Source organism: Rhabdochromatium marinum (assembly GCF_016583795.1).
GTDB lineage: Bacteria > Pseudomonadota > Gammaproteobacteria > Chromatiales > Chromatiaceae > Rhabdochromatium > Rhabdochromatium marinum.
In genome coordinates this window covers 1-12,394 of record NZ_NRRS01000103.1, presented here as the reverse complement: position 1 = coordinate 12,394, position 12,394 = coordinate 1, and the positions used below count along the sequence as shown (strand labels likewise).

The window sequence follows — 12,394 nt, the reverse complement described above, 5'->3', positions numbered from 1 at the left end:
AGCGCGTGCATCAATTCGCCAAGAACATCAACCGCAACGTCTTTGAAGTAGCGGATCGCCTGTGGGTAAAGATCGCCCTCGACCCAGAGGAAGAAAAACTACGTATTCCAGGTTAGGCGCGGTTTAGGACATGGCTCTGCCCCTGATCGGCGGCTCCCCCGAGTCTGATCCGGGAGGACTACCCAAGGTGCAGGATGGAGCGACCGCAATCGTTGACGAAGCTCGGATAAGCGCGTGTTAGGGCGCGCATGGGCGCCGCTTTCCTTGACGGACCTGGAGGCCGGAGTACCGATATGGGGGCGGCTGCATGTGCGTCTCGTGTCGAGGGAAAAGCTGCGGCTCGGAAGATCCGAGCGAAGGATTCCTGCTGCCGGACATGCAATAACTATAGCGAATTCATGATGAATTCAAGTTGCCGCTGGCGAGTAGAGTTGAGGTCCAGGGGCAGTTAGGTCTTGCGGCCCCTATGTTTTGCGAATTTTCACCCCTATTTGAAATAACCTTCCTTTGGCATCGAAAGCACGTTCACACCATATCAACTATCAACAAGCTCTGCGGCCGGTCGTTCCCAGGCTAACAGTGCACTCATCGACACGAGGGGCATCCTGCCGAGGTGACGGAAGCTCGCGCCTCCGCCGGACTCGACCCGGATCAGTAGCGGTTGTCGAACACCCTGGGGGTCTTCTTCTCGCTGCGCGGCAGATCGCCGATGGCGACTGCCTTGGGGACCACGCTGAGTCCGATCTTCTCCCGGCAGAGACGGCGCACCTCGGCCTCGACGCCTTCGAGATGGGCGCCCGGCAGGGTCTCGAAGAAGACGGTCATGACGTCCTTGCCCTCGAGATGGTCGATCATGATCTGGAACTCGCTGCTCGCTCCTTCGACCTGGTGCAGGATCTCGTCGATTAGCGCCGGGAAGACGATGACGCCCTTGACCTTCACCATGTCGTCGGTGCGCCCGAGGATGTCGTCGATGCGCGGGAAGGGCGAGCCGCAGGGACACTCGCCCGGAATGAAGCGGGTCAGGTCGTGGGTGCGGTAGCGAATAAGCGGCGCGCCCTGTTTGCGCAATGTGGTGATGACCAGCTCGCCGACCTCGCCCTCGGGGACCGCCTTGCCGGTGTGCTGATCGATAACCTCGAAATAGAGGAAGTCGTCCCAGAAGTGCATGCCGCACTCGTGATCGCAGGAGATGCCGATGCCGGGACCGTAGATTTCGGTCAGGCCGTAGATGTCGTAGAGCTGCACGCCGAGCTCGCTGGCGATGCGCTGACGCATCTTGTCGCTCCAGCGCTCCGAGCCGATGATGCCCTTGCGCAGATGGATGCGATCGCCGATGCCGCGCCGGTCGATCTCCTCGGCCAGCAGCAGTGCATAGGACGAGGTCGCACAGAGCACCGTGCTCTTGAGGTCCATCATCATCCTGAACTGACGGTCGGTGTTACCCGGACCGATGGGGATGACCATGGCCCCGACCCGCTCGGCGCCGGCCTGGAAGCCGAGCCCGGCCGTCCAGAGTCCGTAGCCTGGGGTCACGTGCACCCGATCGGTGACGGTGACCCCGGCCATGGTGTAGCAGCGGGCGAACATCTCGGCCCAGTCCGTCACGTCCTGCTGGGTATAAGGAATGATGACCGGGGTGCCCGTGGTACCCGACGAGGAATGGATGCGCACCACCTCCTCGTCCGGGACCGCCTGCAGGCCGAGCGGATAGGCGTCGCGCAGATCGGCCTTCTCGCTGAAGGGCAGCTGCTCGAAGTCCTCCCAGCGGCGGATCCCGGCGAGATCGATGCCGGCGAACTTGTCGCGGTAGAAGGGGCTGCGCTCGGTGATGGAATGGAGCAGGCCCTGGATGGCATCGAGCTGGGCCGGTTTCTTGAAAGTGGATTCTTCGCTCACGTAGATGTTCTCGGTTTCGCGTGGATGGCTGTGCCGGATTTCAGGCCGAGGCGCTGCGGGCGCCGGCGTGCAGGGCACGGAGGTTCATGTCGACGAAGCGCTCGCGCACCGATTCGCGGATGGCAGTCTCGAACTGATCGAGACTGAAGCCGAGTGCGCCGAGCCCCGCCGCCGCGCCGAGCAGCGCCACGTTCAGCACTTTCAGCGAGCCGATCTCGGCACAGATGGCGGCGCCGTCGATCACGGCCAGACGCGCGCCGCAGCCATCGAGCCGTTCCAGCATCGCCGGTCCGCTGTAGGCCGCGCTGGTCGGGGAGACCGCGACCGGCGCCACCGGCTGCGCATTGGTGACGATGGTACCGCCCGGCCGCAGGAAGGCCAGGCTGCGCACCGCCTCCCCAGGCTCGAAGCCGATTAGCAGGTCCGCCATGCCCGGCGCCATCAGCGGCGAGGCGATGGGCGCTTCCGAGACCCGCACATGGCTGACCACGGAGCCGCCGCGCTGGGCCATGCCGATGGTCTCGGAGGTGCGGACCCGCAGTCCCGCGTCCATGGCCGCGCGCGCCACCAGCTTGGAGGCCAGCACGGTACCCTGTCCGCCGACGCCGGCGATGATGATATTGGTGTTGGCCCCCATGCTCATGCTTTCCCCTCCGTCGGCTCGACCCGCTCGATGGCATCGAAGGGACACATCTGGGCGCAGAGATCGCAGCCGTAGCAAAGGTCGTCATCGATCCGCATCTTGGCGTCCACCTGGCTGATGGCCGGACAGCCCAGGCGGGTGATGCAGAGCTGACACTTGCAGGCATCCTCGTTGATAACGTAGCTGGGACCAGTCGAGGCGACATGGATGCAGGGCGCCTCGAAAATGAGCGCCGAGACGCCCTCGGCGGTGGCCTCGACCGCGCGCAGCACGGCGGCCTTGGCCGCGTCGTGCTGGAGCGGATCGCAGGACTCGACGTGTCTGACACCGAGTCCCCTCAGTACGGTCGCGATGTCGATCTGCTGGGCGACCGCCCCCATCATGGTCTCGCCCGTCCCCGGATGCGGCTGCAGCCCGGTCATGGCGGTGGTGGAGTTGTCCAGCACCACCAGCACGATGGGGGTCTGGTTGTAGACGGCGTTGATGACGCCCGGAATACCGGTATGGAAGAAGGTCGAATCGCCGATGAAGGCGAAATGCACCGCCTCCGGCTCGACCACATGGAGCCCCTGGGCGACCGTAACGCTGGCACCCATGCAGAGACAGGTATCCACCATGTCAAGCGGCTTGGCGTTGCCCAGGGTGTAGCAGCCGATGTCGCCGCCGAAGACCGCCTTACGTTTGCGCATCGCCTCCTTGACTGCCAGGAAGGAGGCGCGGTGCGGACAGCCGGCACAGAGCACGGGCGGACGCACGGGCGGCTCGGCGCTCTCGCCTGCGCCTGCCGAACAGTCGGCGGCCGGCTCGACCTCCAGACCGAGGAAGCCGGCCAGCGCCCGCGTCACCGAATCGACACTGTTCTCGCCAGCCTGCTGGACGTGACCGCTGCCTTTGCCCAGCACGGTCACCGGGAGATGGCATTCGCCGGCCAGACGCAGCAGCTCGCGCTCAATGACTGGATCCAGCTCCTCGACCACCAGCACCTGGTCAAGACCCTCCAGAAACGCGAGCGCCAGCCGGCGCGGGAAGGGATGCGGCGTCGCGACCCGCAGCCGCCGGTGCTCGGGGATCGAGTCGCCCAGCGCAGCGAGCGCATCGGCCACGTAGGCGCTGCTGATGCCCTGGGTGGCGATGCCGATCCGGCCCGATCCGCTCAGCGCGTTGAAGCGATAGTCCGAGAACTCATCGGCGATCTGCTGCAGGCGCTGCTCAATGCGCAGATGGCTCTGGTAGGCGAGCCGGGGAAAAATGACCCACTTGGGATCCTTGACGAAGCCGTCGGGCGCGGGCGGCGCGCTCAGATCGCCGACCTCGACCGGGGCGTTGCCGTGACAGACCCGGGTGGTCGGACGGAACAGCACCGGGGTCCCGTAGCGTTCGGAGAGCGCGAAGGCATCCCCGATCATGGCGTAGGCCTCCTCGGGCGAGGCCGGATCGAAGACCGGCAGCTTGGAGAAGAGCCCGAAGGTCCGGGTGTCCTGCTCGGTCTGGGACGAAATGGGCCCCGGATCGTCGGCGACGACGATCACCATGCCGCCCTTGACGCCGACGTAGGCCAGGCTCATCAAGGGGTCGGAGGCGACGTTCAGCCCGACCTGCTTCATGGTGACCAGGGTGCGCGCGCCGGCATAGGCCGCCCCGGCCGCCACCTCCAGGGCCACCTTCTCGTTGGTGGACCACTCGACATGGATGCGGCCCGGATTGCGCTGGGCCACGGTTGGAAGTATTTCACTCGAAGGCGTGCCCGGATAGCCGGTAACCACGCCCACACCTGCGGCGATCGCACCCAGTGCGATCGCCTCGTTACCCATCAGAAACTCTGTTGCCACGCAGCATGCCCCCCAGGGGCTCTAAAACGGTAGAATGAAGACCCCAGGAAACGCCGATCGTCGCGCGAGCCGACCGGCGCCCCCCGAGTGGAGCCGAGGCCAAAGCTGGCTAGTATATACCTCTGTGCCGGCCCGGCGTGGAGTGGTGAAAGCGACTTGCGACCGGGGAACCCAGCCGTGTCAGCCTCTAGTGTCCGCCGGGGTGAAGCGATGCACCGTGCCTGCCGGCGATTCCCTGAACTGGGAGGGGAAGCGCTGGCGCAGCTGGCAGACCGCCTCCAGTCCGGTGCAGTGGTTGGGCGCCAGATAGGCGATCCCTCGCTCCGCGAGCGTGTCCGCGGTGAATTTCAGCCGCTCCGGATCGGCGCGCAGCAGATGCATCCCGCCAATAACCGCGTGCAGCGGCCGAGACGGCAGCTGTTGCCGAATCCAGTCCAGGGTGTTCACCAGCCCCGAATGTCCGCAGCCGAGCAGAACCACCAGTCCTGCGGAGGTCTCCGCATCCGACCTGCATGCATACTCAGGTGCTGTTGATCAGCACGCTGCTAGCCTAATGACCGCGAAAAGTGAAAGAGACGCTGCGGGTGATGGGGCTGAGCGAGGAACAGCGTTTCGAGCGTTACCATCGGGTTCTCAACCGGGCGCGCTGGTCGACGCCCCGCGCCGCACAGATTCTGTTGGGGTCTGTTGATCGCGAGGTTGTCCCCGCAGTGGCCGGTGGTGATCGCAGTCGACAAGACGCTGGAGCGGCGCCAAGGCGCGCGCATACGGGCAAAGGGGGTGTATCGCGATGCGGTCCGCTCGAGCCGGAGCAAGGAGGTGACCTGCTTGGGTGTGCAGTGGATCTGCATGGCGCGGCTGGTTCCCGTGCCCTGGGCGTTGCCCTTTCTCACCCGCCTGCGTCTCGATGCCCGTCTGTTTGCCTTTCCCAAACCAGTCGCGCCCAGACGACGCGGCCCCAAGTCCAAGAAGGGTGCCGCCTTGGCCAAGCTGAGCACCCGAGTCGACGAAGTGCGCGATCATGGCGAGGAGGTCACGGTTAGTGATACGGACATCCTCCACCACCTGGTACCTCAAGCCTCAGGCCACCTTATCGGATGCCTGGGCCCTAGTGCGTCGCACCCTCTGGGCCGAGGACAATTACAGCGACTCAATTTCAGAGCCCAACCGGATCCTAATTTCTGCCAAACGCCTGGATCGTTTGCTCGACCAGCTTGCGGCGACGGCCTAAATTGGCCAAAGCCGAATGAATTCCCTCGCTGTTATATCGCTGGTTCAACGAATGCAAGCAAAAACTCTCTGAAACTGCGAAGATTCGCGATGTCCTCACCACCCAGCAAGTGATCGGAGACCCAGCTAACGTTGATCCGTGCTGGTTCTTTGGACGCGATCAAGTCCTGCACCATTTCAACATCGACCAGTCCTCGTAGTAGCAAGGAGACCAACAAGGTGTACCCACAAGGCGTAATCGTCCAGTATCCATTATTATGAGTGGGGTGCCAACCGACAAGTTGGATCACATTCGGAAGCAGTGCATCGACGATGAATTTGATCTGTGCCGTGCCGTTTCGTTGCTCGACCGTCAAGATGCCTGATTTGTATATCGCTCTGAGGTTTCGGTCGGTTTTTTCGTTCAAAGGGCAATCCAACAGATTCTTAGGATTCCAGTCCGGCGCGAATTGCACATCTATTTTTACTCTCAATGTATCCCGAGCGTGCTCAACGAAAGTCGTCGCATCTCCTTGGTTGATCGTATCGAGAAACGATTCCAAGCCGTTCAGATAGGACTCACGCACGATCGCTTTAACTTGCCTGACGTCCTTGACGTTTGCTTCGGGAATACCATCGATTACGGATCTCACCCGATTATTGATATCTGTGTTATCTCTAAGCAGTGCGAAGGGATGGGGTGCCGCTTCGTACAACTTCACGACTGCCTTTCTCGGCAGCACCCCTTCCATTGAAAGTGCGTTCAGGTACGGTAGGGCATCGAATGGCAGACCATGCTTCAGACGCAAAGCTAACTTGGGCAGCTGGCGACGTTGTTCATCGGTGAGATAACCACTTGCGTTCTGAAAAAACCGATAGCACATACGGCAAAGGTTCTCTAGGCGCTCGGCATACTTGGTTCCCCATTCTTTGCGTTGTCGCTCTGCCATATTACGTTTGGCAACGGAGAGCATTTCCTCGTTTGACGAGCCTCGCAGCCATTTCAAAGTGATTGAAAGGAGCTTAATTATAGAGATACAGGCGAGGTAGCGATTCGGTTGTTCTCTGAATATGGTTGTCATCTTCGGAAACTCTATGAAATCCATTAGCGCCGTTTTCAGAGCTTCCCGGGTGTTAGGGTCGATCAAATTCCATTCCTGGTCCAAATCGGCGATCGCGGTGTCCGTCCATTTTTCGATTACCTCATTGCTGACCTGGTCCATGTATCTCGCTTCAGGAATCAACTCACCAGAGATTTTGGTAAAATCGGGGGTGCAAAGAAAACCCGGAATGAGAACCTCAACCCGCGTTTGGGTTAGATTTCGCTTGTGCAGGAGTAGTATCCAACTCGCAACAGGACTGACGGCATGAAGGCTCGTCCCAGTGTCGATTAGCGCGGCTCCGGCCGACTGCAGCCTGTAGTAGCCGCCCAGACCGTCGAGTACTTTGATATCCCCTTCGTTGAACTGCGCGGCCTTTTTCAACGTCAACTTGCACAGGGCATCAATCTTTTTCTGATCGCTTTCACTAGCCGATTGGTAACCAACCGTCTCCTGGACAAATTCAATGATTCTATTCGAAAGCATTGCCTGTCCGGTCTTTCGGCTCGCATCGAGGACGGTTCGAAGCAAAGGAAAGCTGCAATCCGCGAGGTCGAACGATTCTGCTGCGACGTACTCTTTCATTTTCTTGTTCAGCCGAATTCTTCTCAAATCAGAGGATAGAACGATTGAGGATAGGAATCTCGGTGGACGTTTTATTCCATAGTAATCCTTCAGGAAGCCGAGACGATGCTTTGGTTGCGAGAACTCAGAAAGCCCGATACAAACAATTGCTTCGGCAATGTCATTTGTTTGAAATCCCAATCGGCCAGCGCGACCAAGAAAATTGTGATAGTTGTTCGGATCGAGCGGCTGGTCAGTCGGGATGGCAAAAGGATCTGCGGGATCGTCACGACTCATATCTAAAGTGGTTAGTATCACGCAAGACGCACTCAAGTTGACGCCATAAGTGAGTGTCTCGGTTGTTATCAGGACCTTTCGACGGGAATTGGCGTTGAGTTGTTGACGAAATACTTGTGCAATGGCGCCCCGAAGTCGTCGAGGCAATTGTCCGTTATGGACGTAGATGCCAACCTTGGCCCAAGCCTCCATACTTGCGATGCGTGAATGTGATAGGCCTGAAACTCGCAGCGTATCCAGAAACGCCTCCGATACCGGTTCACTCGACAGAGTGTCTGGGATGCGTTTTCGCAATGCGCTCGCAAAGTTCTCGGTTTTGTCGACGGATTTGACCGAGACGACGAGGCTACGATGCTCGTTAAGCTTGCTGAGCACGAGTTCGAGCAACTGGTTGTCGAATCGGTGCATCCCGTCGCCAATTTCTCGATCCTCATAATGCTTAACCTCGTCCCCATGCGCATTGAAGCGACCTAGGAGTTCGCGGAGATCATCGTCGGATTTAGCTCTATCGAGGTCAGATTTGAACTCAATGAATTTCTTCAAGGCCCAGTATGGCTCTTGCAGCGGATTCTTTTCGTAGATGATGGCAACTGTATGCCAGACTGGTATCGGGCGCTCAGTAGCCCGAAGAACGCAGGGTTTCGACGAGTCATCATCTCGGTCGAGCCAAAACGTGTCTATCTCACAGAGGCGCTCAGACAGTGTTTCTGTCGTCACGCCAACGATTTGCAAAGGTAGTTCCCCGTTTTCGAAACGAGTGCGCGCAGAACGGGCAAAACTGGTTATCAAAAGGTCGAGTAAGCCACCACGCGAGGGATCTGACAGCATATGAAGCTCGTCGACTATCACGAGGGAGAGATGCTTCTCGAGTTCGTGAGCATCATCCGCACTGAAGAGCACGTTTGCTTTCTCGTTGACCATGCATGCCAAGCCAAAGCGACCGGAAGCGATCATGGGATCGTCTTTGCTGTAATCGCCGGTGGACAGTATTACCTTAGCGCGGTTTTGTATCGGCAGAAGGGGGGCCAATTCCTGCGTAATGGTCTCGTAGACTTCCTCCACAAGCGCTCGCGTTGGTCCTAGGTAGAGCACGCCGCCTCTTCGATTGTGCAAACCGTTGAGGATTAGCGATTGGAGCAGGGTTGTTTTTCCACAGCCCGTGGGGCCGCTGATAAGCAAATGCCGGAGTTCAGGCATTCCTTCACTCAGCGGCGCAAAAACTTTCTTTTCGTGTTCTTCTGACAACGCAGCGTTCTGAATAGGGAGGAGCGCCCTAGCCGGACGTCGAACCGGATCGAAGTAGTCGTCTAGGAGTTCATCGAGATCATTGACAGCGCTCCGATCGATTGCTCGGCGAAAAAGATCGCGCTCGGTGGACGCGTCGGTAGTAATAGCTTGGGCGGCGATTATAGTGTTCTCGTCCACGTCCAGCCCATGTCTTTTCTTGAATTCCGCTAGGAACCAATCGGGGGAGCTGTTGTGCGCGTCGAAGTGAAGCGGCGTCTTAAGCGTGTCGGTAACATCGTCCTTATGCAGCCAGAGTTTTATGCCTTGAGAGGCCGCGAATTCCGCTTTCTTAAGCGTATGACCGCGACAGTTTGGCCCGAGTGGGAGAATCTTCGGTTGTCTTCCTTCTGCAAAACGCAGTCTGCCAGAGATCAGAGCCTGTTCCTTTTCATCCACACCGGCGAGGAGACCATGCAATTGATTCAGCACGAAGAGAGCTAGAGTCCCGGAGTCCCCATCAAAATTTAACTGTTCATTCCGGAACAAAATAGACCGAGCGTCGACTGTGCCTTCGAGGTGCAGTGTCACCTGCAAACCGGATTGTAGCAGGTCGGACACTAGATCTTTGTACATCGCAGGGAAAGCAGATACTTTTATCGGTATCTGATCTCCTTGGTGGGTGTTACTGATGATCAAACCGGGGACATGCGACGGTGTTGCTGATAGCCAAACGATAACAACGTCGTTGGTATCACCAATGATGACGGGGAATCCGAGCTTCATCTGTTTCGCTACCTTTTGAGGGTGCTGTTCAACATGAAAAAGAATGGTTCAGATGGCTCGAACGGGATGCTAATTTCATGCTCTATGATGTCCATACCGAGAATCGATTTAACTCCGCCGCGATCTGTCGAATAGCTGAAAGCGGACAAATGTACTGGCGTAGCCCGTGAACGCCGAGGAATAGCCTTCAGGCTCCCGTACCCCCAACGTAATTCGAGCTCGTCGGTATCGTTAAGTCGAAGTATCGCTGACTGAATACCCGATGAAGCCTGTGCCAACGGAGTAAGGGGTACATGGAAGCAAATGAAATGCCCTAGGTTCTTACCGGCTTTTTTCAATGCGTCTAGTAGCATCACGGCAAACGCGCTCGAAGGAAGAGTCGTCGGGTATTCAATACACTCGGAACCGTTCAGCGAGAAAAAATGTGCAGAGGACTCATCAATGAAGCGCCTTACTATGCGGAATGTGTTCGGCTGGCGTTCAGCCAACATGCCGATGCGATTGTCAGAGGCGAGCGCCTTTGCCAGCGGAGCCCTCTCGCCGAACACCAAACTGTCATCGGTGAAAACGAAGCCGTAGATGGAGCGATCACCCGGCTTGGCAGTAAGATTGGAATTGAAAAACTCCAAAGTAGAATCCGGTTGGTACCGTTTCCAGGCCGTTATAATTCCGTTCTCGATCAGTTGCAATATCGGAGAGCCCTCATCGTCCAGAAACACCGGGTGCACGAAAGTGCTCAAGTCGGGAATGGTTCGTACGAATCCGCCGAGCCTCATTGAGTTGGAAGTGCGCATGGCATTTAAGTTACCGTGAAGAAAAGGAACTAACTCAACTCATCCTCGCTGGCGACGACGCTATGCCGTTAGCTGTGGCGAGATAACGTAGTCTTCGAGAAGCATTTGGTACTCTTCCAGACGTCGATTGGGTTGAAGATCGTAAGGAACGATTCTGATCCCGGCTCCGAAGCCACCGAGAAAGACTTGGAGCCAAGGCGCATCTTGAAGCTCTGAGGGAAGCACTAGCGAATCGACGATAGTTCGATCCAGCGGGATAGCGGTATCGATTTGGAGCTCCATGGCGAGGCGCCGTGCATCTGCTTCGTTAGTGTCTAGGTCAGAAAAGATGTGTACGAGCTGTTCGACTTCGAACTCGCCGTGGAACGCAACGCCGGGCGTCCCAGGGGAAGCTTTCAGATAGTTTTCATTAGAATGGAAGAATGCGGAGACGTGCTTTCGAGCAGCCTCGGTAGTGGCAGGCAGCATGAAGTCAGCGACTGTGGTGCTTGAGTGCAGCCGTCGCTTGTATCGCCCGGCGGCGAATGCACCAGTGTCAAAAGGGTAGAGGCGGGTCCCACGGACAGCTAAGTCTGGGCTGAAGATCACAATTACGGGTGCGCGCGCCGATATACCAATAGATCCATCATGGCGTGAGCGATATGCGGGTCTACCATAGAATGCGTAGATGAGATTCTCATTGAAAACGGGGCATCTGTTGGGCCTGATGGTGCCGCTCTCGATCATTGAGCGCAGACCATAACCGTCGGTGGTATGGCACCAGTTTAGTGGGTTGTCGACGGGATGGACGTCAGAGAGCCAAGTCCAGTAGCGAGAAAGTGTGGTTGAGGGTTGCATCTGTTTCATCCCTGGTCGGCTTTGCTGCAAGAAATCGACGGGGGAAGTCCCGCTAGATCAGGCGCCCTAGCTGTCAAGTCCCGGGAGATTGTTAGGACGTTTTACGAATAGATCCGGCTGCTTTTCATACCATTGCTTCAATGCCTGAATGGGAGCGACATGCCCGAGCGCGCGTTGGGGGATGTGTTGATTATAGAGCCTGACATAGCGATGGAGCGTCTCCGAGAGCTGTTCTCCGGAGCGAAAGCGGGTAGTTTGCAGCACCTCGGCAATGCGCCCATTGAAGCGCTCCACCATGCCGTTGGTTTGCGGGCGGCGTGGCTTGGTCAAGCGATGATCGATGCCATGGCGCCGACAGACCTTATCGAAGGCGTGCTGACCGGTGGGCTCGCGCTGTCCCGTGGCGCAGAAGCGGTCGCTAAACTCCTTGCCGTTGTCGGTGAGGACCTTGGTGATATGGAAAGGCGCATTGGCGATCAAATGCTTGAGAAAGGCTTGTGCATGCTTGGCCGACTTGGTGGGAAGGATCTCGACATAGACCCAGCGGGTGGCGCGGTCGATGGCGACGAACAGATACTGGCGTGAGGCCTCATCGGGCATCTGCGGCAGATACTTGATATCGACATGGACAAAGCCGGGTTCATAGTCCTTGAAGGTCTTCTTCTCGGTGTCCTTGGGGCGCTCCTCGGCAGGCATCAGTGCCTTGAGGTTGGAGACGCCATGACGGCGCAGACAGCGATCAAGGCCGGAGCGCGAGACCGCCTCACTGATGAACTCACGGCTCACCGCCAGCAAGTCATCGAGGGGCAACAACAGCGTCTTGCGCAGCTCCACCACGATGGCCTCCTGCGCCGGGGTCAGGTTGGTCTGCAGGCGCTTGGGGCGATGGGAGGCATCGGCGGTGGACTCACGCCCGCGCCATTTCGCCACCGTGGGTTCAGAGATGCCATACTGGCGCGCCAGAGCGCTGTTGGGGAGCGTCGAGGCTTGCAGCTCAGCGCGCACTGCCGGCGTGGTGCGGGCGTTCTTATGAAGTTGAACCTGCATCGTTCAGACCTCCGTGGTTTGATCGTTGCTGGTGAGTCCATGACATTGGGATGGCTCAGCGCTTGAGCAATCCGCTTTGAGATCGGCGATGAGCGCTTCGAGCATCTCGCGCGCGAGGAATAACGGATGGCTCCTCTTTGGTAAATAATCTTCCGGGACGGGACA

At 58.3% G+C, this 12,394-nt stretch carries 8 protein-coding genes; all 8 read right to left on the bottom strand.

Features of this window, described 5'->3' with window-relative positions:
• Nucleotides 1–651: 651 nt before the first annotated feature.
• A complete protein-coding gene (locus tag CKO36_RS17650; protein ID WP_200286217.1) occupies nucleotides 652–1,899 on the bottom strand; it encodes an AMP-binding protein in 1,248 nt (415 codons plus the stop codon).
• Nucleotides 1,900–1,939: 40 nt separating this feature from the next.
• Nucleotides 1,940–2,542: an indolepyruvate oxidoreductase subunit beta gene (locus CKO36_RS17645; RefSeq protein ID WP_242469713.1), complete on the bottom strand. Its 603-nt coding sequence runs from the start codon at nucleotides 2,540–2,542 to the stop codon at nucleotides 1,940–1,942.
• Nucleotides 2,539–4,353, bottom strand: a complete 1,815-nt coding sequence (gene iorA / locus CKO36_RS17640) for an indolepyruvate ferredoxin oxidoreductase subunit alpha (RefSeq protein ID WP_200286215.1) — start codon at nucleotides 4,351–4,353, stop codon at nucleotides 2,539–2,541. The genes CKO36_RS17645 and iorA overlap by 4 nt, the downstream gene beginning before the upstream one ends.
• Nucleotides 4,354–4,551: 198 nt before the next feature.
• The gene (locus CKO36_RS17635; RefSeq protein ID WP_242469712.1) at nucleotides 4,552–4,851 is read right to left on the bottom strand and encodes an MBL fold metallo-hydrolase; all 300 of its coding nucleotides are present in this window, start codon (nucleotides 4,849–4,851) and stop codon (nucleotides 4,552–4,554) included.
• Between the two features lie 782 nt (nucleotides 4,852–5,633).
• A complete protein-coding gene (locus tag CKO36_RS17630) occupies nucleotides 5,634–9,551 on the bottom strand; it encodes a DEAD/DEAH box helicase (protein ID WP_200286213.1) in 3,918 nt (1,305 codons plus the stop codon).
• Between the two features lie 8 nt (nucleotides 9,552–9,559).
• Nucleotides 9,560–10,345: a hypothetical protein gene (locus tag CKO36_RS17625; RefSeq protein ID WP_200286211.1), complete on the bottom strand. Its 786-nt coding sequence runs from the start codon at nucleotides 10,343–10,345 to the stop codon at nucleotides 9,560–9,562.
• A gap of 60 nt (nucleotides 10,346–10,405) precedes the next feature.
• Nucleotides 10,406–11,191 carry a hypothetical protein gene (locus CKO36_RS17620; protein ID WP_200286209.1) on the bottom strand — a complete coding sequence of 262 codons (786 nt, stop codon included), beginning with the start codon at nucleotides 11,189–11,191 and terminating at the stop codon, nucleotides 10,406–10,408.
• 57 nt (nucleotides 11,192–11,248) lie between these two features.
• Entirely contained in the window at nucleotides 11,249–12,229 is a 981-nt protein-coding gene (locus tag CKO36_RS17615) for an IS481 family transposase (protein WP_200286207.1), read from the bottom strand.
• Nucleotides 12,230–12,394: the final 165 nt, after the last annotated feature.

Excerpts from the sequence above, each read along its gene's own strand:
- CKO36_RS17615 (WP_200286207.1), bottom strand. The coding sequence starts at position 12,229 with ATGCAGGTTCAACTTCATAAGAACGCCCGCACCACGCCGGCAGTGCGC.
- iorA (WP_200286215.1), bottom strand. The coding sequence starts at position 4,353 with ATGGGTAACGAGGCGATCGCACTGGGTGCGATCGCCGCAGGTGTGGGC.
- CKO36_RS17620 (WP_200286209.1), bottom strand. The coding sequence starts at position 11,191 with ATGAAACAGATGCAACCCTCAACCACACTTTCTCGCTACTGGACTTGG.
- CKO36_RS17625 (WP_200286211.1), bottom strand. The coding sequence starts at position 10,345 with ATGCGCACTTCCAACTCAATGAGGCTCGGCGGATTCGTACGAACCATT.
- CKO36_RS17630 (WP_200286213.1), bottom strand. The coding sequence starts at position 9,551 with ATGAAGCTCGGATTCCCCGTCATCATTGGTGATACCAACGACGTTGTT.
- CKO36_RS17645 (WP_242469713.1), bottom strand. The coding sequence starts at position 2,542 with ATGAGCATGGGGGCCAACACCAATATCATCATCGCCGGCGTCGGCGGA.